Here is a 22,521-nt window from a genome sequence, read left to right as displayed (position 1 = left end):
GTGGGGTACCAAGGGGGAGTGAGTGGTCTGCTTTCCCGCCTGGTGTCGCTGTATCGACGGACGGGCGCCGACGTGCCGTTCGGGGATCCGGTCCCGTCGCACGGCACCGAGATGGAGGGCTGGTTCTGGCGGCTGTCCGACCGGGACGAGGGGCGCGTGGTGGTGGCTCTGTGCAGCGCGAACCGGCAGTCCGACGGCGACTGGTCGACGGCTGCGATCGCGCTGCACCCGGGCGGGGTAGTGCGTTCTGCCGCGGTCGAGGGTGTGACGGCGAGTCAAGCGCGGTTCAGCGTGCAGGCGGAGTCGGACGGGAACGTGATCGACGCGAGCACAGAACGCCTGCGGATGATTCTCGGCGACACCGCGGTCGACCTGAAGTTTCACCATCCCTATCAGTGGCCCAAGCCGTTCGGCGGCGGAGGAGTGTTCTCCTCGGTACCGTTCCTCAACCAGTACTGGCACCCGTACCGACTGGGTGGCAAAGCCTCCGGCACCGTGACGCACCAAGACCAGCGTTGGGAATTCACCGACGCCGCGTTGTACTGCGAGCGAAATTGGGGAGCCGGCTTTCCGCTGCGGTGGTGGTGGGGACAGGCGCACGACTTCGGCGACGACGACGTCTCGGTGGCGTTCTCCGGCGGTCTGCTCGAGCTCGGTCCCCTCAACCGGGACGTCACAGGAGTCGTTGTGCGACTTGGTGATCGGGTCCTACGCATCACTCCGCCCGCCTTGGTGTCGTCCAGCTGCGACGTGCGGCGGTGGCACATCGACGCCCGCACCCTGCGGTACCGCGTCGAACTCGAGGGCCATGGCACACCGGACGGGCCGCACGTGTTGCCCGTGCCTTTGCCGGCCGAGCGCCGCAACATCGACACCGACTACGAATATCTGGCCGGCACGCTGCACTGCCGGGTGCGGGAATGGGGTCGCGTGATCTTCGAGGGCACTTCGACATTGGCCGGCCTCGAGGTCGGCAGCCGGCCCCCCTCATGAGCGCAGTGATGAGCCGATCGGCGCGCAGCCCGGTACGCTGCAACGCCATGAGGCAGACGCCATGAGCGCGGGTCTGTTCGGCCTTCTCGACGACGTGGCGACGCTCGCTCGGCTGACCGCCGGCTCGCTCAACGGCGTGGGCCCCGCGGCGGGACGTGCGACAGCGAAGGCCGCCGGAGTGGTCATCGACGACACGGCGGTGACGCCGCAATTCGTCGACGGAATCTCCGCCGAGCGTGAGCTGCCGATCATCAAGCGCATCGCGCTGGGATCACTACGCAACAAGCTGCTGTTCATCCTGCCCGGTGCGATGTTGCTCAGCCAGTTCGCGCCCTGGCTACTCAGCCCGATCCTGATGCTCGGCGCCACGTACCTGTGTTACGAAGGCGCCGAGAAGGTTTGGAGCAGCCTGCGCGGTCACGACGACGAAGACGAGCAGCCGGAGAACGAGCGTCATGTGGTGGCCGGCGCAATCCGCACCGATTTCATCCTCTCCGCCGAGATCATGGTGATCGCGCTCAACGAGGTCGCGAGCCTGGCGTTCGTGCCGCGACTGGTGATTCTGATCGTCGTTGCGCTGGTGATCACGGTCGCGGTCTACGGCGTCGTCGGGGGCATCGTGAAGATGGACGACGTCGGTCTGCACCTCGCCAAGACCTCGTCGAGGGTCGGCAGGGCGGTGGGCCGTGCCCTGGTGACCGGGATGCCCAAACTGCTGGCGGTGCTGTCGGTGGTGGGGACGGTGGCGATGCTGTGGGTGGGCGGACACATCCTGCTGATGGGCGCCGACCACCTGGGCTGGCACATGCCCTACGGCCTGGTGCACCACGCTGAGGAATGGGCCCATCACGCGGTGCAGGGAGTGGGTGCCGTCCTGGGCTGGTTGGTCAACACCGCGATGTCTGCGGTGGTCGGATCGGTGGTCGGAGCGCTCGTCCTGGCCGTCGTGAACGTGTTTCAGCGGATTCGGCGGTCACGCTCGAAGGCCTAGCCTTGCGGGCGCCGGCGATCCCAGATCCGTTGTGTCTGTTGGCTCACCGACCCATCATGGGTCTGTTGAAAGTTGCGTCCGCCACGCCGGAAGGTTGCGATCACCGCGGCGGGCACCTCGGCTTCCAGCAACGGCTCAGCCAGCCAGGAGCAGGGCCGCACATGCACCAAATCGACGGCCACCGCGTCGTCGTCATCGTCGCGGAAGTACGGCCCGTCGAGGCGACCGAGCCAGAACAGGCCATCCTGGTCACGGGTCCACACGAATGACCCGTCGGCCGCGGCGGCGAAGCGGTCGACCCGAGCGGCCAGACGTTCCGCTTCGGCCGGGTTGCGCACCTGCTGTCCGAAGCCGCACCGGCCCAGCCGGCGGGCGCGCCCGATGGTGGCTCGCGGATCGATGCTGTCGTCGCGGGAGCGCAGGGGAGCGCGGTAGACGTCGGCCATGTCGCTCATTGTGCGGGATATGCTGTTGGCGGTGTCCACCTTCAAGCGCTACCTCGTCATCCAGGCGATGGTGTTTGTGTGCGGCATCGTCGGCCCGATCTTCTTGATCATCTTCTTTTCCGCCCCAACAGATCCGCAGATGAAGTGGGCGTACTGGTGGGGCCTGTTCATCACCTACATCGACATCATGATCGCGATCGGAATCACGGCCTCCACCAAGGAGAATGCCCCCGCTCAGGTGCCGCAGAAGGTTCGGTAGACGCCGAAATCCGTCGGCGCGGGCGATGCGTACCGTTCGAATCCGGGCCGCTCGGTATACGGCGCGCGGATCGCGTCCAGGAGCCGGCCGAACGGGGCCAGATCGCCGTCGGTCGCCGCTGTCAGCGCCTCCTCGACGAGGTGGTTGCGCGGGATGTAGATCGGGTTCACCCGGTCCATCGCGTCGGCGTCCGGTGCCAGGGCCCGCCAGCGTTGCACCCAGTTGTCGAACTGCGCGGGGTCGACGAACTGTCCCCGCGCAGCTTCGTCGTCGCCGCGGGCGGCGCGGGCCAGGTGGCGGAAGAACGAGGTGAAGTCGACGTGGCTCTCCTGCAGCATCGGAAGCAATTCGTCGAGCAGTGGCAGCACGGCATCCACGTTGGTGGGCACCCCGAGCTTGGCGTGCATGCCCGAAAGCCACGCCGAGTGGTAAGCATGAAAACCGTCGAATGCATGCTCTATCAAGGCAATCGACTCGTTGACGTCCTCTCCGAACAACGGCAGCAGCGTCTCGGCGAAGCGTGCGAGGTTCCAGGCGGCGATCGTCGGTTGATTGCCGTAGGCATAGCGGCCCCATGCGTCGATCGAGCTGAAGACGGTGTCGGGGTCGTAGGCCTCCATGAACGCGCACGGCCCGTAGTCGATGCTCTCGCCGGAGATCGTCATGTTGTCGGTGTTCATCACCCCGTGGATGAAACCGACCATCATCCAGCGCGCCACCAGCGACGCCTGAGCGGCGACCACCCCTTCGAAGAGCGCGAGGTAGGGATTCTCGGCGCTCGCCGCCTCCGGATGATGGCGGGCAATAGCATGGTCGGCGAGCCGGCGCAATAGATCGAGATCTCCTGTGGCAGAGGCATATTGGAAGCTACCAACTCGGAGATGACTGCTCGCCACCCGGACCAGCAGCGCGCCCGGCAGCATGATCTCGCGGGCCACCGGTCGTCCGGTGGCCACCACGGCCAGCGATCGCGTCGTCGGAATCCCGAGTGCGTGCATGGCCTCGCTGACGACATATTCGCGCAGCATCGGACCGGTGGCGGCCAAGCCGTCGCCGCCGCGGGCGAACGGTGTGCGCCCGGAGCCTTTCAGGTGGATGTCGCGCAGTCGGCCTTCGGCGTCGGTGAGCTCACCGAGCAGCAGGGCGCGCCCGTCACCCAGCCGGGGCACGTAGCCACCGAACTGATGCCCGGCGTAGGCCTGGGCCACCGGCGCAGCACCCGCGGGGACCAAGTTCCCCGTCAGGAACCGCAGTCCATCCGGACTGCGCAGCCAGTCGGCGTCCAAACCGAGGTCGGCGGCCAACGCGTCGTTGAGCACCAGCAGCCGAGCCTCTGGCGGCACGTCGGCCTGCCAGGAGACCGCCATCTCGGGCAACTCGCTTGCGAAGCGATTCTGCAGGGCGATCGTGGTGTCGGGAGTAACGCTCACTTGTCACACACTACGGAGAATCACCCGTCCTCGTTGGTGGCCAGACCTTCCGGCGGAGGCGTGGAGTACGCCGGGTAGGCCGGCGGTGACACGATGCTGTCGTCGCCGCTTTCGTCGGGACTTTCCGGGTCTTCCGGTGTTTCGGGGTGGCTCATGTATCTCCTAGCTGACGGCGTGTTTGATCAAGTCGCGCGCGCGATCGAGCATCGACGCGAACGGGCCGACGGCGAAATTCAACTTGGCCGATTCCACGCCGGCGTGCGGCCGCGTCGGCGCGATGGCCTCGGCGAGTTTCACCGCCGTTCCCATCCGCTTGAGTTCCTCCGGGCCGATGTCAGCCTGCAACTGCTCGAATTCTTCGAGTTCCTCGTGTTCGGCGTGAGCCAGCACGGCCTCGCGCAGCGTGGTGAGCTCGTCGATGAATTCTTCAGAGGTGATGTCAAGGCTTTCGATTTTCGACAGCAGTTCCTTGGCGGAGTGCTCTTCGGCCAGCAGGCTGTCGACGATCGCTTCGCCGGAGTCGACTTCGCGCCGGGCGCGCGGGTGGACGAACATCTCCTCCGCGGTCTCATGCACGGCGAGAAGCTGTCGCAACTCGATGAACGGCTTCTCGCGGGCTTGCGGGTCGGAAGCGAGCAGGACCTGGTCGAACATGTCCTCGATCAGGTCGTGCTGGGCCTTGAGGAAGGCGATCACTTCTTCGGGTGTTTCAACAATCATTTCGGACATACCAGAAAACCTCCGGTGCGGGGGCTCGGAAACTGCGGGCGGGGGGCTGTGCACCGCTTGTCGGCGCATACCCGGGCAACTGGGCGCTAAAACGCCAGCCGGTGGGCGACCAGGCGTTCCACCTCGTCCGTGTCATACGGCGCGCGCAGGCCGAGGATCAGGTGCTCGGCGCCGGCTTCGGCCAGCGCCGCCATAGCCTCGGGGTCTGCGCGCTCGATCCACACAGTGCGCTCGATCTCCCGCGGGTCGCGCCCGATTTCTTCACACCACCGATCGATGACCTGATTCTTGGCCCGGATGGTGGCGGCGTCGCCGTAGCCGTTCCACATGTCCGCGTGCTGGGCCACCAGACGAAGCGTGCGGCGTTCCCCGTTTCCCCCGATCAATATCGGCAGTGGGCCGATCGGCCCCGGCTGTAAGAGGCCCAGACGCCGGCGGATGCGGGGGAGCGACTCGGCGAGCAGGTCCAGCCGTTGCGCGGGCGTGCGCACGGGGTAGCCGTATTCCTTCTCGTCCTTGTCCATCCAGCCCGAGCCGATCCCCAGCACCGCGCGGCCCTCCGAGAGGTGATCCAGGGTGCGGGCCATGTCGGCCAGCAGGTCGGGATTGCGGTAGCCGCAGCCGGTGACCAGCATCCCGATCTGGGACACGTTCGACGCGGTGACCGCCATCGCACCCAGAACCTGCCAGCCCTCGAAGTGGGCTTCGTCGGCGGCTCCATAGAGCGGCGGGAAGAAGTGATCCCACGTCCAGAGACTGTCCACCCCGAGTTCGTCGACGGTCTGCCACGCCGCCCGCAGGGCGGCCATCGTCGTGTTCTGCGGATGAATCTGGACGCCGACCTTCACGGTGTCAAGCATGCACCCCGGCGGTTGCGCTCCGCGGCGGGAACCGTCGCCGCAGGGCCAGCGACACGTAGACGAGGGCGACCAGGACGGGTACCTCGATGAGTGGTCCGACGACGCCGGCAAGGGCTTGCCCCGAGGTGGCGCCGTAGGTGGCTATCGCCACGGCGATGGCCAATTCGAAGTTGTTGCCGGCGGCGGTGAAGGCCAGCGTGGTGGTGCGTTCGTAGCCCAGGCGCAGCGCGGCGCCCAACGCGTAGCCGCCGCCCCACATGATGGCGAAATAGGCCAGTAGCGGCAGCGCGATACGGGCGACATCCGCGGGGCGGCTGGTGATCTGTTTCCCCTGTAGCGCAAAGAGAATCACGATGGTGAACAGCAATCCGTAGAGAGCCCAGGGCCCGACGCGGGGCAGAAAGCGGGTCTCGTACCAATCGCGGCCCCTGGCGCGTTCACCGAGCCGGCGGGACAGGTAACCGGCCAGCAGCGGGATGCCGAGGAAGATGAGAACGGATTTGGCGATCTGCCACGGCGAGGTGGAGATCGTGGTTTGGGACAGACCCAGCCAGCCGGGCAGCACGGACAGATAGAACCAGCCGAGCACAGCGAACATGAGCACCTGGAAGATCGAGTTGAGCGCCACCAGGACCGCGGCCGCCTCGCGGTCACCGCAGGCCAGGTCGTTCCAGATGATGACCATGGCGATGCAGCGGGCCAATCCGACGATGATCAGGCCGGTGCGATATTCGGGCAGATCGGGCAGCAACAACCAGGCGAGGGCGAACATCAGCGCCGGTCCGAGCACCCAGTTGAGCAGCAGGGAACTGACCAGCATCCTGCGGTCGGCGGTGACCGTGTCGAGGCGGTCGTAGCGCACTTTTGCCAGCACCGGATACATCATGATCAGCAGGCCCAGGGCGATCGGCAGCGAAATCCCGTCGATTTGAACCTTCTGCAAAGTGGTGTTCAGCTCTGGTATCCACCTGCCGAGCAGCAGGCCCGCGGCCATGGCGACACCGATCCATACCGGCAGGAACCGATCGAGGGTGGAGAGTTTGGCCACCACCGGTCCATGGGTTTCCGTTGATGCGCTTGCGTCGCTCACGCGGGTGCTCCTGAATATCTCTCGTTGTGGACCGCGAGGGCTGCCGACAGGATGCGCACTGCCTCGGGAACGACCGCGTAGTACACCCACGAGCCGCGGCGCTCCGACGTCAGCAATCCGGCGTCACGCAGCACCTTGAGGTGGTGCGAGATGGTCGGCTGAGAGACGGCGATGCCTGCGGAGATGTCGCATACGCAGGACTCGCCGCCGGCGCGGCTTGCTACGGCGCTGAACAATTGCAGCCGGACCGGGTCGGCCAAAGCCTTGAGTTTCACGGCGATATCAGCCGCGGCCTCGGCCGACAGTGGCTGAGCGAACAGCGGCGCGACCTCGCAGTCGTCGGTGACGGGCGTGCGGCGTTTCGACACTGATCGATATTGACAGGCATCGAATACTGGGGCAAGTCGCGTCCCGGCACGGCTCAATGGTTGTTCTGTCGCGGAATTCCGCCGCGCAACAGTTGATGGGTGGTGGCCGAGGCGGTCTTCAGCCACAGCCGCAGCAGATGCCTTCGGCGCCAAGGGTCCTCGGTGTCGGTGTACGCCTCGCGCGAGTGCAGAACGACGGCGTTGTTCAGTAGTTGAACGTCGCCGGGTTCGAAGCGCATCTCGATGTGGAAGGCCGGGTCGTTGGCGATGGCCTCGACCAGGTCCAGCGCGGCGAGTTGATCATCGGACAGGCGGGGAGCGTCGGGGTGGCGTTGGGAATCGCGGATGTACCAGGCGATGAAGAACAACCGCGGCGTGCCGCCGAGGTCCGTGATGGGTGGCAGCTCGAAGAACGGCGGCTCCCCCGTGCCCTGCTCGTCGTTGCGGTCCCAGGGCATCGACTGATACATCACATCGACCAGATGTGGTGCGCGACGCAGCATTTCGTTGTAGACGGCGTGTGCGCTGACGATCCTCGATTCCCCACCCGACTGCGCCGGGTGCAGGCACAACAGGCCGACGAGGTCGGAGCCGTCGCTGTGGAAGTCCTGGCGCAGGTTGGTGCGGTATTTGCGCACGCCCGCGGCCGCGGGCAGGCGCTCATCCCGGATGTGGGTGAGGACGTTGGCGTCCCGGTCCTGTCCGACCGGCTCGCCCAGCAGTCGGCCAAGACCTAGGTAGGCCACCTCTGTCTGGGCTTGGGTCAGCAGGTCGATGGGGAACCGCCGCAGCCGCACGAAACCGGGACCATGGGTCAGCAGTTCACTCCAGCGCTGCGCGAACGTACCAAACTGGGTTGTGAGATCGGTGAATTCACCACCGCGGCCGTAACTCACCAGTGCCTGCCGCTCGGCCGGGGACAGGTCGAATGACCATAGCGCCTCGTCAGGGAAATCGTCGGGCGTCCACACCGAGGGTGCGTGTTCGCCGACGGCCGACCTCACTGCGCCCCCGCCTCGGCGCCACAGCAACGGGCCTCTTCGCCGTCCGGCTCGGGCGCGAAGAAGGTCTCCGAATCGGCCAGCTTCGTGTAGACCTCCCAGCGGTGGCCGGCCGGGCCGGTTACCCACACCTTGTCCTGAGTGGCAAAGCAGCAGGTGGTGCCGATTTCCTCCTGGGTCAGCAGGCCCTGCGCGGCCAGGCGGGCGATCTCGGCGTGCACCTGGTCGCTGGATTCGACCTCTACCCCGAGGTGGTTGAGCGTGCCGCCCTGCCCGGGGTTCTCCAGCAGGACCAACTTCACCGGCGGCTCCTCGATGGCGAAGTTGGCATAGCCGGGCTTGACCTTGGACGGCGCGGTGTTGAACAGCGTGGAGTAGAACGCGATGGCCTCGTCGATGTCATCGACGTTGAGAGCCAATTGGATACGGGACATGGAATGCCTCCTGACAACCTTTACGACATATGTCGAACTAACTGACGAGGACCAGCATGCCACTTTTTCGATATATGTCAAACCTTCTGGCATGATGGACCCATGCCCAAAGCGTTACCGGTGATCGACATCTCCGCGCCGGTGTGTTGTGCACCGGTGGCGGCAGGGGCGATGAGCGACGACGACGCCCTGCACATCGCGCTGCGGCTCAAGGCGTTGGCCGATCCGGCGCGGGTGAAGATCATGTCGCTGCTGTTCGGCGGCGCCGAGGAGGGATGCAACAGCGGGGAACTGGCGGCGGCGATCGGCGTGGGCGAGTCCACGGTCAGTCATCATCTGACCCAGCTGCGAAATGCCGGCCTGGTCGAGTCCACCAGACGCGGCACGAATGTGTACCACCGCCCTCATCGGGCCGCGGTCGCTGCACTGGTCGGAGTGCTCGACCCGAACTGCTGTTCCTAGAAAGGCTTTCAGCCTTCTGGCCGGTCGGGCAGAAGCTCCTCGATGAGGTCTTCGACGCGTGCCCGGATCGCGTCGCGGATGGGTCGCACCGCTTCCACGCCTTTGCCGGCCGGATCCTCGAGCACCCAGTCGCGGTAGCTCTTGCCGGGGAAGAACGGGCAGGTATCTCCGCAGCCCATGGTGATCACCACATCTGAGGCCTGCACGGCGTCGGCGGTCAGGATCTTGGGGTTCTCGGTGGAGATGTCGATGCCGACCTCGGCCATCGCCCGCACCGCGGCGGGATTGACCGCATTGGCCGGTGCACTGCCCGCTGAGCGGACTTCGATGGCGTCGCCGGCCAGCGCCGCGAGGAAGCCGGCGGCCATCTGCGAGCGTCCGGCATTGTGGATGCACACGAACAGTACTGAGGGTTTGTCGGTCATCGACACGTGTCTATATTGATAGTGATCAAATCAGCCGTCAAACCGACGCCTGCGTCTTCGCACCAGAACCGCTCGGAGGTTCGCTTTTGTGACGTCCGCTCAACTGCATTTCCTCGTCGACGCGCCACGGTTTCTGTTCTTCACGGGCAAGGGCGGCGTCGGCAAGACTTCGATCGCATGCGCGGCGGCACTGGCGCTCGTCTGCACCGGCAAGCGTGTGCTGCTGGTGTCAACCGACCCGGCCTCCAACGTCGGACAGGTCTTCGGCGTGACGATCGGCAACACCATTACCGCGATCCCGGCCGTGACCGGGCTGGCCGCCCTGGAAATTGATCCGGAGGCCGCCGCCGCCGACTACCGGGAGCGCGTCGTTGGGCCCATGCGAGGACAACTGCCCGATGCGGAGATCGCTTCGGCGATGGAGCAACTGTCCGGCTCTTGCACCACTGAAGTGGCTTCCTTCGATGAGTTCACCGCGCTGCTCACAGACGCCGATGGCGCCGTGGCCGACTTTGACCATGTCCTCTTCGATACGGCCCCGACTGGGCACACCATCCGCCTGTTGCAGCTACCCGGGAATTGGATGGAGTTCCTGGAGACCGGCAAGGGTGACACGTCCTGCTTGGGCCCGCTGGCCGGACTGGACAAGCAGAAGAGCACCTACGCCGCCGCGGTCGCAGCGCTGGCAGACCCGGCTCGCACCCGCCTGGTGCTGGTCACCCGTCCATCGCGCTCAGCGCTGCGCGAGATCGACCGCACCAGTCGCGAATTGGCTGCACTCGGGATGGACCGTCAGTACGTCGTCCTCAACGCGGTGATGCCGGAACCCGGCGATGACACCGATCCGCTCGCCACGGCAGTTCACCGCCGCGAAGCCGTCGCGCTGGCCGACATGCCTACGACGCTGAGCGCACTCCCGCAGGACCGCATCGACCTCAAAGCCGACAACATGGTCGGCCTCGATGCGCTGCGCGGGCTGTTCGACACCACACCTGTCATGCGCGCCGCCCATTCGCCGCGCGCCACTTTGCCGATGATCGCCGATGCGCCGCTGCGTGACCTTGTTGACGAGATCGAGCGCGGTGGAAAGGGATTGGTGATGTGCATGGGGAAGGGTGGCGTCGGCAAGACCACTGTCGCCGCCGCCATCGCGGTGGCTCTGGCCAGCCGCGGCCATGACGTCCACCTCAGCACCACCGATCCCGCCGCACACCTGGCAGAGACTCTTCAAGGCAGCCTCGAGCACTTGCGCGTCTCGCGCATCGATCCGGGAGAGGCGGGCAGGCAGTACCGGGAGCGTGCGATGGCTAGCAAGGGGGCCCACCTCGATGCGGCCGGCCGCGCCACCCTTGCTGAGGACCTGCGCTCACCCTGTACCGAGGAAGTTGCCGTCTTTCAGGCGTTCTCGAGAGTCATCCACGAGTCGCGCGGCACGTTCGTCATTCTGGACATGGCTCCCACCGGACACACTCTGCTGCTACTCGATGCCACCGGCTCCTACCATCGCGAGATTGCGCGCCAGATGGGAGACAGTGGCCGCTACACCACTCCACTCATGCGCCTTCAAGATCCGGAATTGACCAAGATCCTGTTGATCACGCTGGCCGAAACCACCCCGGTACTGGAAGCGGCCGCCCTGCAGAGCGATCTCGAGCGCGCCGGCATCCATCCATGGGCGTGGGTCGTGAACAGCTCTCTGGCGGCGGCCGCGCCCACCAGTGCGCTGTTGCGACAACGTGCCTCGGCCGAGATCGACGAAATCGCCGCTGTGCGAGACAGGTACGCGGACCGCTACGCCGTGATACCGCTGTTGGCCGTCGAACCTGTCGGCATAACCGTCTTGGAGAGCTTGACGGCGCCCGATCTCGGTTCACTTGACGCGGGCACTGCGGGCCGCTGACGGCGCATCCGAGATACTCGGTGGGTGACGGGAATCGGCGTATGACGGGTCATCCGAAACTCACGCTCTATCTGCGCAACTTCGGTGACGGCCCGGACGTGGACTGGACGCCGACGCTGAAGGTGGCCGGCGCCATGGATGCCGTCGGCGTCGACCGCGTCGTGGTGTCCGACCACGTGGTGTTCGGTGAGAACCTGGACGCCTACGCCGATCCGGCGGTAGGGGGCACCACCGGTGGTAGACAGCCGACCGGCCCCGACGGCCAATGGCTGGAACCGCTCATCCTGCTGACGGCTATCGCCGCGACCACCACCCGTATCCGGCTGGGAACCTCGGTGTTGCTGGCCGCGCTGAGACGGCCGGCCGTGCTGGCCAAACAATTGGCCACCATGGATGTGTTGTCAGGTGGGCGGATCGATCTCGGCGTGGGAATCGGCTGGCAACGGGAGGAGTACCAGGCCGCCGGACTGCCCTTCGAGCGCCGTGGCCGCCTGCTCGATCACACGTTGGGGGTGTGCCAGGCGCTGTGGACGCAGCAGCGTGCCACCTACGACTCTCCGGAGCTGTCCTTCGACGGCATTCATCAGATGCCAAAGCCGTTGCAGCCCAATGGTGTTCCGATCTGGGTCAGCGGGACCGTCAACCCCGCCGTCGCGCGGCGGCTGAGCAGGTTCGGCATGCGCTGGATTCCGTGGGGACCGGCGATCACCGACCTCGGCAGCGCCGTGCCGGCAATGAAACGTGCGATCGCCGACACCGGTACCGATCCGAGTGGTCTCGAGGTTCAGGGCTCGGCGGCCTTGGTGAAGGGTTCCGATCGAAGAATCGATGTGCGTGCTTCGGTGGCGGTGGTTCCGCGCATTCTCGCCGACGGCGCCACCGACATCCGGTTCTCGGGGTCCCTGCCCTCAGATCCGGATCAGGCCCGGGAGGTATTGGCGGAGCTGGTCAGTGCCTTCCGCGCGATCACCGGCTGATCAGATAGCGGCGACCAGCTTGCTGTACTGGGGGCAGTAGGCGCGGACGGAGATGGCGACGAAGTCTTCGGCGTGCACAGCGAAGTCCGGGCTGCTGGACCGGAACTGCGCGACCACTTCTTGCACCGTCATGCCCTGCCCGATGTTCTGGCACACCGTCTTGCCGTTGAAGACGGCGGCTTCCGGGTTGGCGAACTGGATGCCTTTCTCGTTGAGCGAGGCGATGTACCGGCTGTCCTGGTCCGCGGTGGACGAGACGGTGGTGGCCGGCGCGGTGGTGGTCACCGGCGCGGTCGTGGTCCGCGCCGGCTCTGCAGCTTTCTCGGATGTGTTGTTCTGGTGCATCAGCCAACCCGCGACGACGATCACGACGGCCAGGGCGAGGCAGATGAGCAGGACGGTGGCGGCCCGGGTCCACGCGGTGGTCCAGGACTGCTCGACGTCGTCGGGCGGTGCGGTGGGATTCGCCCGGCTGGCCGGGGCCGCCGGGGCGTCCTGGATGTCGGGGAGTTCGTTACCGCTGGACCAGGCCAGGTTTGCCGAGTCTGCCGTTTCGCCAGCGTTGTAGTCGGCGCCTCCGACCCGGTCGACCATGGGGGTCATGGTAGTCGGCGCGGCGCGTGTCAGGTCAGGTGGCGGTTTCGCCAGCGGGTCAGGCGGCCGCTCGGCGCCTGAATCGCCGCCATCACCGAGCCCATCGACGACGCGACAGACTTCGCGTGCTCCTGCGGCTGTGCGGCGGGAACCGGCGGTGCATCGCCCACCCACCAGGTCGGCGCCAACAGCGCCGATGTCACCGGGATCGCCCGCTCGACGCTGGCGCTTCCCCACCGGTAGGCGCGGTCGATCGCGGTGGCCGACGGGGCCAGGTTGATCGGCGACAGGGTCGGCTCGAAGCGGACCAGGTGGTCGGCGTAGGGCAGATTGCGCAGCATCTGCACCTGGATCGCCTGCAGGATCGGGGCCAGCCAGAGGTGTCGCGAATCCCATTGCGGGTGAAAACAATCGAAGGCGAGATAGCAGGCGTTGCGGGTGCCGAGCTTGCCGTCGCGGACCCGTTTCCACGCCAGTTCGACCGGCACGTTGCTGGCCGCCCCGCCGTCGACCAGGGCCGCGATCTCCCGCTCGGCGAACAAGTCTTCCAGCAGTGGCAGCATCCGGGCGTCACTTGTTTCGTGATGCAGCACGCCGGGGATGGCCGAGGAGAACGATGCCGCGTCCAGGACGTCGAAGTCGAGTGCCGGATCGTCACCTGAGATCACGATCGGCTTGACCACCCGCAGGTCGATGAACGCCGACACCTGCCACATGCGCGCCGCCACCAACGGCCCGATCCCGATGGGCCGGAAAGGAATTGAGCGCAATTGCAGCGCCGCCAGCTCGGGCCGGCGGAACCTGGAGGGCAGCGCCGCATACGGCTGCCGGCGCACCCCGGCAACCACCACGTCGAACGGAATCGCGAGGTCCGACATGCGCAGGCGCTCGCCGTCTTCGGTGCTGAGCAGGGTGTGCGCGAACCGGTCGAAACGCAACGTGAACAGACCGGCCATGCCGTGGCGGCGCCGGACCCGTTCCGGCCCGAGGATGGCGCGATAGGACACCGTCTTCGCCCACGCCACGTACTCCTCGATCGGCACCGGCAGCTCGCGGGCCACCAAACTGCCCATGATGGATCCGAACGACGAGCCGATCATGTAGTCGGGTACCTGGCCGGCCTCCAACAATCGCGCCACGCCGCCGATGTAGACGAAGCCCGCGCCACCGCCGCCGCCGAGCACGGTGACGAGCTTCTTGAAGCCCACTTCGGCGTCCAGTTCGGCGGCCGAGAAGTCATTGCGGTGCCGGTCGATGAGCACCTGGCGCTGGTCGTCCTGATCCTGGGCCAGGCCCCCCAGCAGTTCACGTGCCGCCGTCAACGCCTTGACCGGATCGGGTTCCTCGCGCAACGGTACGAACAACGCATCGACGACCCTCGAGCGCCACGGCCCGATCTCCGCGCCCACCGAGATGTCACCGCGGCCCCGGCTGCCGCCCGGGCCGGCGGCGCCGGGTTCGAAGTCGGCGAGCCGGGCGAAATTCAGGATGTAGCGCAGTCTGCGCAGCTGCTCGTCGCTGAGCACATCGGGATTGGCCAGGTGATTGCGCACCAGCCGGTTTTCCATTTTCTGCAGCAGCAGGGCCGGGTCCGCCGATGGCAGGTCGACGGTGTCCAACGCGGCATCGGTCGCTTTGGTCTCGAGGTCTTCGAGGTCTTCGAGGTCTTCGAGGTCCTCGGCAGCCGGCGTGAGATCAAACTCGGGCACGTGGCGTCCCCTGCCAGGTCCGAAACGGGCGCGCAGCACGTCGGCGAACGGGATCTCCATGAGGAACCACCCTCTCATGGGTGGCTCCGGGTGCGATTACCGTCCGGGGACGGGCACCGTGGGCATTGCCGTGGTACCCGGCCAGCAACCCAGCGGGCTGATGCCCTTGTTGATCGCCGCGGTGATGCAGTTCTGCACAACCACGTTGGGGTCGTTGCTGATGGAGCGGGACAGGATTTCGTTGGCCTTGGCCTGGGCTTCCGCGGTGCGCTGGGACTCCACTGCGATCGAGGTCTGGGCGCGCTGCTGATTGAGCTGGTTGATCTTGTCCTCGGTGCCCTGGTCGTACTGGATGGTGGGCACGTTGATGTCGAAGATGTCGACCTGTCCGCCTACGTCCTGGCGCATCAGGTCAGCGGCGCGCTTGGCGAGATTGGGCAGCGGAGAGACGTCGAGGTTCTGCGGGTCCAGCGGATTGAACGCGGCGAACACCTCGTTGAGCGCGACGGACAGGTTCCGCTCGATCAGGTTGACGCGCACGTTGTCGAAGGTCTTGTACTGCTGGAAGAGCTCGGGGGCGGCGTGTTGTTTGAGCTGCCAGCGGATGCTCACGTCGGCCCAGGCGGTGGACTGGTTGCCCAGTCTGACCATGATGCGCTCGTCGTGATTGCCGTCCTTGACGTACTTGTCGATCTGCACCGCACCGTCCATCTGATGCGTCATCTGCCACGGCCACTTGCCGTGGAATCCGTTGTTCAGACTCACCCCGGTGGGGCGCCCGAAGGTGGTGACGATCGCGATCTGCCGGGTGCCGACGATCGTGAAACAGCCCAACAGGAAGAACAGGACCGCGCCGCCCAGAGCTCCGAAGACCGCCGTCCTGCGACGGCTGCGGGCTTTGTCGTCGCGACTGAGCAGCAAACCCAGGGCCGCAACGCCGGCCACGATGAGGCTCACGACGAACATCACGATCTGCCACGTCATCCCAGACTCCTTCTCCTGTGGTGTGGGAAGACTCTAAGCTGCCGCCATGGCCATCGATCGTGCCGCTCTCATCGCGGGCAGTATCCGACTCGCTTCAGGGATCTCCTTCCTCGTCGACCCCGACCGTGCCAACCGGCTATGGGGCACCCCGCACCAGCCGGACGCGCAAGCACGACTGCTGTTGCGCTCTATGGGATACCGAGACGCATTGATCGGCGGGCTGCTTGCCACGGCTGCGCTGCGTGGCAGAAACACCCGCGGGTGGTTCTTGGCGTCGGGTGGAGCGGACGCGGCCGACCTACTTGGCGGGATGAGCGTGCATCACGACTTGACGCGCTCCCAACAGGTCATCGGCCTCGGCGGCGCGATTGTCGGTGTGGGCGTTGGGCTTTGGGGCGCGGCACGCCCGGCGAAGCGGGTTCCCCAGGTGGCCGTCGACGCCTAACTCCAACGCCTAACTCCAGGGGCCGATGCCGCCTACCTTGTCGATGCGGATGCGGGTGAGGAATCCCGGCGGCGCACCGGCCGGCGGGAACACCTGCGGGTCCGACAACGTCTGCGCGAGCTCTTTCAACAATTCCGGCGCACCACCTTCGACGATGCGCGCCGTCCCGTTGATCGCGAGGTACGGCCGCATGTCCCCGTGCGGGTCGCCGGTCGAGACGATCGTGACGGCAACGCGCGGATCGTTGCGGACGTTGCGCACCTTCTTGTGTTCGGCCAGGTGCGCGGTGACGAGTTCGTCGCCGTCCGGTGTGGACTGCAGCGCGACCCACACCAGGCTCACCTGGGGACTGCCGTCAGGATTGAGGGTGACCAGCGTGGCGTCGGCGCCGTTGCCGATCAGTTGGCGTGCCGCGTCGTTGAGCTTCATGCGTTGTTCTACCGCCCAGGTCAGGAATTAATTCCCATAGCCGGGTCTTCTTGCCAGAGTGAACCCGAGGAGAGGGACGAAAATGCGCTACGGAATTCTGACATTCATCACCGACGAGAGCATCCGCCCGACCGAGCTGGGCCCGGCGCTCGAAGAGCGGGGCTTCGAATCGCTGGCGGGTCCGCTGGAGGAGTTGCGTGCGGTCGCCGGTCCCGATGTCCCGGTGACGGTGTGCCAGTGGGGTGAAGCCACCGCGCAGACCCTGGAGGGTTACGCGCCGCTGGGAGTGGAGCGTGTCCTACTCGGGTTGGACACCGCGCCACGCGACCAGTCGCTGCGCCAGCTGGACGAGTTGGCCGAGCTCGCGCGGTTGACGTGAGGCATCAGGGAAAGACGATGCGCAGCCTTTCCCATCCGCGCACCGTCGAGGTCGGGGCCAGCTTGAGGCTGTCGTAGTCGACGTCCCATTCAGGCCAGCGGTTCAGCAGTTCGTCGAGCGCCACCCTGCCCTCCAGGCGTGCCAGATTCGCGCCCAGGCAGTAGTGGACCCCCTTGCCGAAAGTGAGGTGGGAGATGTTGTCCCGGTGCACGTTGAATGTGTCAGGATCCTTGTAGCGCAACGGATCCCGATTCGCTGATCCGAAGAGCAGTAGCATAGCGCTGCCCGCCGGCACGGTGGTGCCGTATGCCTCGAAGTCGCGGATGGTGTAGCGCGCGACGTGCGGGCCGGTCGGCTCGAAGCGCAGCGTCTCGTCCACGGCGCGCGTCAGCAGGGACCGGTCCCGCTCGACTTCCCGGCGCTGGTCGGGGTGCTCGGCGAGCACCTTGGCCAGCCAACCGATCAACCGGCCCGTCGTCTCGTTACCGGCGCCGGCAACCACCTGCGTGTAGTGCAGTACCTCCTTGCGGGTTAGCTTTCTCGTCACGCCTGTTTCGTCCTCGAACTCGACGTTGAGTAGTGCGGTCATCAGGTCGTCCGAGGGATTCTTGGCGCGCCAGTCCACGTAGTCGGCGTAGATACGCCCGTCGGCAATCGAGTCCGGGTCGGCCACCTTCATCGGGGTGCCGGGTTTGGTCCGCAGGTTGGCGTCGTTCGCGTCGCGCACCCCGATCTGGTCGTCCTCCGGGATGCCCAGCAACATGCCGATGACACGCATCGGCATCATCGACGCGAGTTCGGCGATGATGTCGAAACCGTCCGAGCCGACGAGGGGATCCAGGCACCGGACGCAGTAGGCCCGGATCTGGTCCTCGATCGCCGCCATCCGGCGCGGCGTGAACACCCGCGACATCACCCCACGCAACATGGTGTGCGTCGGCGGGTCCTCGAACATCATCACGCCCGGAGGCATGGGGAACTTGGACTGGATCAGCTCCAAGATGTCACTTCGACTGTTGGAGAACGTTTCCCAGTCCGACAGCGCCTTCTCGACGTCGGCGTGGCGGGAGATCGCCCAGAAGTTGTACCGCTCGTTGTAATACAGCGGGGCCTCGTTGCGCAGCCGGGCGAAGGTGGGGTACGGGTTGGCGGTGATATTGACGTCATAGGGGTCGTAGTAGACGTCGGTCTCCGAAGTGATGGTCACGACAGGTCCTTTCGCTACTTCAGGCAACTTCCCGCGTCCACCGGCAGGGTGACGCCGGTGATGTAGCGGGCCTCGTCGGAGGCCAGGAACAGCACCGCGTTGCTGATGTCCTCGGCGTTGACCCACGGGATCGGCAGGGTGTGGAAGCTCTGGCAGATCGGCGCCAGGTCATCGGGTCCCGGATTTTCCAGATCGGGCCGGAACAGCCGGAACGTGGTCTCGTTGATCAGCAATGGTGTGTTCACATGGGTGGGATGCACCGAATTGACCCGGATGTTGCGCGGACCGAGCTCCACCGCGAACGACCGCATCAGCCCGACCACGCCGTGCTTGGCCGCCACGTAATGGCCGGTGTGCGCGTAAGACTTCAGGCCGGCCACCGAGCTGGTCAGCACGATCGAACCGCCGCCGCCGGAAAGCAGATGGGGCACAGCGGCTTTCACCGATTTCCACACTCCGGTCAAGTTGACGTCGATCATCTCCTGCCAGAGTTCCTCATCCATCCGGTCCAACCGGACACCGCCAGTGCCGATTCCGGCGTTGGCGACGACGATGTCGAGGCGGCCGAGTTGTTCGACGCCGCTGTCGACGGCGGCCTTGAGCGCGTCGTAGTCACGGACGTCGACCTCGGCGGTGACCACGCGGCGGTCGAAACCCTTGACCAGATCGGCCGTTTCGGCGAGATCTTCCGGCGTCGAGGCGGGTGCCGGGGAGTTGTCGAACGGTCGGCAGACATCGACGGCGATGATGTCGGCGCCTTCCTGGGCCAACCGCACCGCGTGGCTGCGACCCTGGCCCCGCGCCGCGCCGGTGACGAATGCGACCTTGCCTGCTACTCGGCCGGGCATCGGCATCCTCCTGATTGAGTAACATGGTTACTCCCGGTACAGTAACCACGTTACTGGGTTGAGGCAAGACTCGAAGTAAGGGTGGATGTGGTTAGCGCCGAGGTCATGACCGACGAGTCCGATCCGATCCTGGATGTGGTCGTCGAGATCCTCGAGACCGAGGGCTATGACGCCGTCCAACTGCGTGAAGTCGCCAAGCGGGCGCGCACCTCGTTGACCACCATCTACAAGCGTTTTCCCACCAGGGACACGTTGATCCTGGCCGCCTTGCAGCGATGGATGGACGAGAACCGGTATGCCGGTCTGGCCTCACAGACACCGGAGCCCGGCGAATCGGTCTACGACGGTCTGATGCGGGTGTTCCGGACCATTTTCGAGCCCTGGGAGCGTCACCCGGACATGTTGCGTGCGTACTTCCGGGCGCGGTCGGCTCCCGGAGGTCAGGAGTTGGTCAGCCACGGCCTGGACGCCGTGATACCCGCGGCGATGGCCGTGCTTACCGGCGCCGAACCCGACCTGGTCGAGGAGCTGCCGCCGATCGTGTCCAACCTCGCCTACGGCTTGGTCGCACGGTTCGCTGCCGGCGAGATCCCGATCACCGACATCTTGCCGACGCTGGACCGCGCCCTGTTCCGGCTGACCGCTAGCGCGGCGAGAGGATGATCACCGGAATCTCGCGCTCGGTCCATCGCTGGTACTTCTCGAAATCCGCATAGAGTTCGACGAGCCGGGGCCACAACGCGGCGCGCTCGTCGGTGGAGGCGACCCGTGCCGAAACCTCAAGATTGCGTTGGCCTTTCACGTGAATCCGGGTATCGGGGGCGGCGACGAGGTTGAAGTACCATTGCGGATTCTTGGGATGGCCGCCCTGTGAGGCGACGATGACGTAATTGGCCCCGTCGCGCAGGTAGAGCAGGGGAGTGGTGAACGACTTTCCCGATTTGCGGCCACGATGTTCGAGCAGCAATGTCGGCACCGGCTTGTCGAATCCGGCGCCGATGCGCCACTTGTTGCCGATGCGGCCATTGGTCAGCTTGAAGATCGCGACGTGCGCCTTCGACGCGTACTTGATGATCTTCGTTGTGGCGGGGGAGGCCAGCCCGTCGGGCTTCTCCTCGGGCAGCGAGAACTTCGGCATCCGCTTTTAACCTCTCTCAGGACGCCTTGGCGTACCGGCGGACCAGTTGACCGTCCCGGAAGGTGTCCGAGTGCTGTTGGCCGTTCTTGTCGCGACCGAAGAAGGTCCAGCGCGTAGAGCCGGCTTGCGGCGTGCTGATCATCCTGACTTCGTACGGGCGATGGTCGGGAGCCGCCGTGCCAATGGTGTCACCTACCCGGATCTCCGACGGATGAATCTCGGGTGCATCGCACCAATTGTCTGTGGCCATGTGACCATCCTCCCCTATGTCGCGGGCAACCGTTACCAATCAGCATTACGGCCGAAGGTTCTGCGGTGCTGCAGGTGGCGTACCGTCATGGCCGAGCCTTTTCGTTGTCAGCGATGGTGACCAGTAGCCAGCTACGGGCCGTTCCTCAGGGCAATGCGATTCCTCCGGCGTCCCGCAGCCGCGGGGCGGACGATGCCGAGCATGAAGGAAAAGCCCCGGTGAATCTCGTCAACCATTCGCTGGGGGTGCGACGCCAGTCCACCCCGATACGCCTCACCCTGGCGACTGAGCTCGGCAATGACATCGACGGAGCCTGGTGGCCCCGGACCGACCGGATCGGCGTCGAGTTGCCGGATCTCATTCTGGCGCTGCGTGCCCGGCTCGGCGAGATCACCAACATCGCGGTCAACTGGCCGCCACTGCAACGACCGCCCGATTTGAACTGGCAGGGCTGGCAGCACAAGCAGCAGCATGTGATGACGGTGACGGGTGCCGACGCGCTGGCCAACGTCCTGATCGTGCCCTACTCCACCAATGGCACGCTCGCGTTGATGATGTTGCGCCGGGCTGCCGACCTGCCCGTCGCCAGCGCTCATCGCGACACGGTGCCGTTTCAGACCGCGGGCTCGATCCTCTATGCGGCGCGCCAGCAACGCGCCACAACCTGACTACCCGGCCGGTGCCAGTCGCGACCAGCGGCTGCGTTCCAGCTCGGTTAGCTCATTGGACGTGATCGCACCGAACTCGGCGGCATCGCGAGTGAAGTGCCGTGCCGCGTCGGCGCGTGCATCGGGGCCCTCGAGCCGGAAGCAGCTCGGTGCCAGCGGGCCGAACAGCAGCGCGCGGCGCAGTTGCGGCCAGTGATCCGGCTGCGGCTCCACGCCGGCCGCGCGGGCGAACGTCAGCGCAACACGGTCCATGCGTGCCTTCTGGCTGCCGCGACTCGCTTCAATAGACCTCCGCTGGTCGGATTCGGCCGGAGCAGAGATCGCACCGCTCCAGGTGTACGCAATCCAGCGGGCCTGAAGCTCCAACGGCACAAAGTAACCACCTGACTGATCCCACAGCCCGACGAAAGCCAACCCAGGCAGATCGGGGTGGAAGGTATGGCGGTCGGAATCGAAATGCGTTGCACCGACGTTCAGCAGTGCCCGGGTGCGCGCGTCGAGGAGCGGCAGGCTCAGCTGGTATCCGGTGCCGAACACGAGTGCGTCGAACTGCCCATCGTGTCCGTCGGAGAACGTCACCCGCGAGCCATGGACGGATTTCATCCACGGCCGCACCGTGATTCGGCCCTCGGCGACCAGCGGCAGGAATCCGTCGTTCAGGGTGACACCAGCGGTGGCCAGCGACGGATGCGGTGCCGGAGCCCCGAAGTCCGCAGGGTTTCCGCCCGCTCCGACCACGAACTGCTTGAGCTGGCAGTCGAATTCTGTTGCCGGGAGCGATTCGCCGGCCAGGGCGTGGTAGCGGGTGAACATCCGGTGGTCCGACGGCACGTCGCCCACGAACTTCGGCAGCACGTAGCGTTGGCGCCGCTGCGTGACCGTCACGTGTGCGCCGCCCCGGGCGAGATCGGTGGCAACATCGAGGGCACTGATCGCACCGCCGGCCACCAGCACGCGCCGGCCCCGGTACGGTGCCGGCCCACGGTAGTGATACGTGGACGTCGCGCCGAGCTGGCCGGAAAACTGTTGCAGCCCTGGAACTTTCGGGATCGCGGGGGTATGGAACCGGCCTGGTGCCAGCACGACGCGCTCGAACTTTTCACGGGTGCCGGAGTGGCTGAGCAGCCATGCGTTGCCGGTGCGCCGGAGCAGATCGACACGGGTGCCCAGGCGGATGCGCGGGGTAATGCCGAACATGTCGGCGTAGCGGCACAGGTAGGCCAGGATGTCGCGGTTCGAGGGATAGGCCGTGGCTACTTCGGGTGGGAGGTCACTGAAAGCCGTGAGGACCCGGCTGCTGTTGGTATGCATCGCGGGCCACACGCCGCTGCTGCCTTCAAGGCCTGCCCATTGCCCACCAAGCGTCGGCGCCTGTTCGAAGAGCGCCACCTCAAACCCGTGCGCCAGCAGCCAGCGCGCCGCGACGAGCCCGCCGGGCCCGGCTCCGATCACTGCCACGCTGTCAGGCACCGTGCCACCTTCGCACGAAGTGCCCTCGGATGGCC

General features: G+C 66.0%; 27 protein-coding genes and 2 pseudogenes. 10 read left to right on the top strand and 19 right to left on the bottom strand.

Annotation, left to right across the window (positions count from 1 at the left end):
• Positions 1-18 precede the first annotated feature (18 nt).
• Both QXH22_RS05135 and QXH22_RS05130 read left to right on the top strand, forming a co-directional pair.
• Positions 19-993 (top strand): tocopherol cyclase family protein, encoded by a 975-nt coding sequence (locus QXH22_RS05135; protein WP_306275058.1) that lies wholly within the window; start codon positions 19-21, stop codon positions 991-993.
• A gap of 61 nt (positions 994-1,054) precedes the next feature.
• The gene (locus QXH22_RS05130; RefSeq protein WP_306275057.1) at positions 1,055-1,984 is read left to right on the top strand and encodes a DUF808 domain-containing protein; all 930 of its coding nucleotides are present in this window, start codon (positions 1,055-1,057) and stop codon (positions 1,982-1,984) included.
• Here the strand turns inward: QXH22_RS05130 and QXH22_RS05125 are convergent.
• Entirely contained in the window at positions 1,981-2,430 is a 450-nt protein-coding gene (locus QXH22_RS05125) for a GAF domain-containing protein (protein WP_306275056.1), read from the bottom strand. The two genes, QXH22_RS05130 and QXH22_RS05125, sit on opposite strands and share 4 nt — an antisense overlap.
• Here QXH22_RS05125 and QXH22_RS05120 point away from each other — a divergent pair.
• Positions 2,429-2,689 carry a hypothetical protein gene (locus tag QXH22_RS05120; protein WP_306275055.1) on the top strand — a complete coding sequence of 87 codons (261 nt, stop codon included), beginning with the start codon at positions 2,429-2,431 and terminating at the stop codon, positions 2,687-2,689. The genes QXH22_RS05125 and QXH22_RS05120 overlap by 2 nt on opposite strands.
• On the opposite strand, the gene QXH22_RS05115 is transcribed toward QXH22_RS05120, so the two are convergent.
• From QXH22_RS05115 to QXH22_RS05080, 8 genes and pseudogenes are all read right to left on the bottom strand, one after another.
• Complete coding sequence (locus QXH22_RS05115) at positions 2,665-4,056, bottom strand: YdiU family protein (RefSeq protein WP_371934208.1); 1,392 nt, start codon at positions 4,054-4,056, stop codon at positions 2,665-2,667. The two genes, QXH22_RS05120 and QXH22_RS05115, sit on opposite strands and share 25 nt — an antisense overlap.
• Positions 4,057-4,139: 83 nt before the next feature.
• A complete protein-coding gene (locus QXH22_RS05110) occupies positions 4,140-4,274 on the bottom strand; it encodes a hypothetical protein (protein ID WP_306241716.1) in 135 nt (44 codons plus the stop codon).
• A gap of 7 nt (positions 4,275-4,281) precedes the next feature.
• Entirely contained in the window at positions 4,282-4,848 is a 567-nt protein-coding gene (locus QXH22_RS05105) for a hemerythrin domain-containing protein (RefSeq protein ID WP_306275972.1), read from the bottom strand.
• Between the two features lie 86 nt (positions 4,849-4,934).
• Positions 4,935-5,696, bottom strand: a complete 762-nt coding sequence (locus QXH22_RS05100; RefSeq protein WP_306275053.1) for an LLM class F420-dependent oxidoreductase — start codon at positions 5,694-5,696, stop codon at positions 4,935-4,937.
• Positions 5,697-5,718: 22 nt separating this feature from the next.
• Positions 5,719-6,798 (bottom strand): annotated as a pseudogene (arsB, locus tag QXH22_RS05095) (ACR3 family arsenite efflux transporter); the annotation flags it as partial.
• Positions 6,795-7,166 (bottom strand): metalloregulator ArsR/SmtB family transcription factor, encoded by a 372-nt coding sequence (locus tag QXH22_RS05090; protein WP_306275052.1) that lies wholly within the window; start codon positions 7,164-7,166, stop codon positions 6,795-6,797. The pseudogene arsB and the gene QXH22_RS05090, both read right to left, overlap by 4 nt.
• A gap of 53 nt (positions 7,167-7,219) precedes the next feature.
• Entirely contained in the window at positions 7,220-8,170 is a 951-nt protein-coding gene (locus QXH22_RS05085; protein WP_306275051.1) for a TauD/TfdA family dioxygenase, read from the bottom strand.
• Entirely contained in the window at positions 8,167-8,601 is a 435-nt protein-coding gene (locus QXH22_RS05080) for an ArsI/CadI family heavy metal resistance metalloenzyme (RefSeq protein WP_306275050.1), read from the bottom strand. The genes QXH22_RS05085 and QXH22_RS05080 overlap by 4 nt, the downstream gene beginning before the upstream one ends.
• 102 nt (positions 8,602-8,703) lie before the next feature.
• On the opposite strand from QXH22_RS05080, the gene QXH22_RS05075 reads away from it, so the two are divergent.
• Positions 8,704-9,063, top strand: coding sequence for an Rv2640c family ArsR-like transcriptional regulator (locus QXH22_RS05075; RefSeq protein ID WP_306275049.1), 360 nt, complete (start codon positions 8,704-8,706; stop codon positions 9,061-9,063).
• A gap of 8 nt (positions 9,064-9,071) precedes the next feature.
• On the opposite strand, the gene QXH22_RS05070 is transcribed toward QXH22_RS05075, so the two are convergent.
• Complete coding sequence (locus QXH22_RS05070) at positions 9,072-9,488, bottom strand: heat-shock protein HtpX (protein ID WP_306275048.1); 417 nt, start codon at positions 9,486-9,488, stop codon at positions 9,072-9,074.
• An 88-nt stretch (positions 9,489-9,576) separates the two neighbouring features.
• Here QXH22_RS05070 and arsA point away from each other — a divergent pair, with 88 nt between their 5' ends.
• Both arsA and QXH22_RS05060 read left to right on the top strand, forming a co-directional pair.
• A complete protein-coding gene (arsA, locus tag QXH22_RS05065) occupies positions 9,577-11,388 on the top strand; it encodes an arsenical pump-driving ATPase (RefSeq protein ID WP_306275047.1) in 1,812 nt (603 codons plus the stop codon).
• 41 nt (positions 11,389-11,429) lie between these two features.
• Positions 11,430-12,365, top strand: coding sequence for a TIGR03619 family F420-dependent LLM class oxidoreductase (locus QXH22_RS05060; RefSeq protein WP_306275046.1), 936 nt, complete (start codon positions 11,430-11,432; stop codon positions 12,363-12,365).
• On the opposite strand, the gene QXH22_RS05055 is transcribed toward QXH22_RS05060, so the two are convergent.
• The 3 genes from QXH22_RS05055 to QXH22_RS05045 are packed head-to-tail and all read right to left on the bottom strand — an operon-like array spanning position 12,366 to position 15,652.
• Positions 12,366-12,959 carry a DUF732 domain-containing protein gene (locus tag QXH22_RS05055; protein WP_306275045.1) on the bottom strand — a complete coding sequence of 198 codons (594 nt, stop codon included), beginning with the start codon at positions 12,957-12,959 and terminating at the stop codon, positions 12,366-12,368.
• A 29-nt stretch (positions 12,960-12,988) separates the two neighbouring features.
• Positions 12,989-14,728, bottom strand: a complete 1,740-nt coding sequence (locus QXH22_RS05050; RefSeq protein WP_306275044.1) for a patatin-like phospholipase family protein — start codon at positions 14,726-14,728, stop codon at positions 12,989-12,991.
• Between the two features lie 36 nt (positions 14,729-14,764).
• Positions 14,765-15,652: an SPFH domain-containing protein gene (locus tag QXH22_RS05045; RefSeq protein WP_306241705.1), complete on the bottom strand. Its 888-nt coding sequence runs from the start codon at positions 15,650-15,652 to the stop codon at positions 14,765-14,767.
• A gap of 46 nt (positions 15,653-15,698) precedes the next feature.
• Here QXH22_RS05045 and QXH22_RS05040 point away from each other — a divergent pair, with 46 nt between their 5' ends.
• Positions 15,699-16,097, top strand: a complete 399-nt coding sequence (locus QXH22_RS05040) for a DUF4267 domain-containing protein (RefSeq protein WP_306241704.1) — start codon at positions 15,699-15,701, stop codon at positions 16,095-16,097.
• A gap of 9 nt (positions 16,098-16,106) precedes the next feature.
• Here QXH22_RS05040 and QXH22_RS05035 read toward each other — a convergent pair whose 3' ends face one another.
• Complete coding sequence (locus QXH22_RS05035) at positions 16,107-16,526, bottom strand: PPOX class F420-dependent oxidoreductase (protein ID WP_306241703.1); 420 nt, start codon at positions 16,524-16,526, stop codon at positions 16,107-16,109.
• Positions 16,527-16,692: 166 nt separating this feature from the next.
• Between QXH22_RS05035 and QXH22_RS05030 the strand changes: the two are divergent.
• Positions 16,693-16,905, top strand: a pseudogene (locus tag QXH22_RS05030) (LLM class F420-dependent oxidoreductase); the annotation flags it as partial.
• Between the two features lie 4 nt (positions 16,906-16,909).
• Here QXH22_RS05030 and QXH22_RS05025 read toward each other — a convergent pair.
• Together QXH22_RS05025 and QXH22_RS05020 are read right to left on the bottom strand one after the other, a co-directional pair.
• Positions 16,910-18,112, bottom strand: a complete 1,203-nt coding sequence (locus QXH22_RS05025) for a cytochrome P450 (protein ID WP_306241702.1) — start codon at positions 18,110-18,112, stop codon at positions 16,910-16,912.
• Between the two features lie 14 nt (positions 18,113-18,126).
• Positions 18,127-18,960 (bottom strand): mycofactocin-coupled SDR family oxidoreductase, encoded by an 834-nt coding sequence (locus QXH22_RS05020; RefSeq protein ID WP_306275043.1) that lies wholly within the window; start codon positions 18,958-18,960, stop codon positions 18,127-18,129.
• 105 nt (positions 18,961-19,065) lie between these two features.
• On the opposite strand from QXH22_RS05020, the gene QXH22_RS05015 reads away from it, so the two are divergent.
• Entirely contained in the window at positions 19,066-19,623 is a 558-nt protein-coding gene (locus QXH22_RS05015; protein WP_306241700.1) for a TetR family transcriptional regulator, read from the top strand.
• Here QXH22_RS05015 and QXH22_RS05010 read toward each other — a convergent pair.
• Together QXH22_RS05010 and QXH22_RS05005 are read right to left on the bottom strand one after the other, a co-directional pair.
• Positions 19,604-20,098: a nitroreductase family deazaflavin-dependent oxidoreductase gene (locus QXH22_RS05010; protein WP_306241699.1), complete on the bottom strand. Its 495-nt coding sequence runs from the start codon at positions 20,096-20,098 to the stop codon at positions 19,604-19,606. The genes QXH22_RS05015 and QXH22_RS05010 overlap by 20 nt on opposite strands.
• Before the next feature lie 16 nt (positions 20,099-20,114).
• Positions 20,115-20,348 carry a hypothetical protein gene (locus QXH22_RS05005; RefSeq protein WP_306241698.1) on the bottom strand — a complete coding sequence of 78 codons (234 nt, stop codon included), beginning with the start codon at positions 20,346-20,348 and terminating at the stop codon, positions 20,115-20,117.
• Between the two features lie 239 nt (positions 20,349-20,587).
• Between QXH22_RS05005 and QXH22_RS05000 the strand changes: the two genes are divergently transcribed.
• Positions 20,588-21,016, top strand: coding sequence for a DUF5994 family protein (locus QXH22_RS05000; protein WP_306275971.1), 429 nt, complete (start codon positions 20,588-20,590; stop codon positions 21,014-21,016).
• Here QXH22_RS05000 and QXH22_RS04995 read toward each other — a convergent pair whose 3' ends face one another.
• Positions 21,017-22,486, bottom strand: coding sequence for an NAD(P)/FAD-dependent oxidoreductase (locus QXH22_RS04995; RefSeq protein WP_306275042.1), 1,470 nt, complete (start codon positions 22,484-22,486; stop codon positions 21,017-21,019).
• Positions 22,487-22,521: the final 35 nt, after the last annotated feature.

This window comes from Mycobacterium sp. TY814 (assembly GCF_030755175.1).
Classification (GTDB): domain Bacteria; phylum Actinomycetota; class Actinomycetes; order Mycobacteriales; family Mycobacteriaceae; genus Mycobacterium.
The sequence above is the reverse complement of the archived record's forward strand: the minus strand, read 5'-3'. Positions and strand labels throughout refer to the sequence as shown.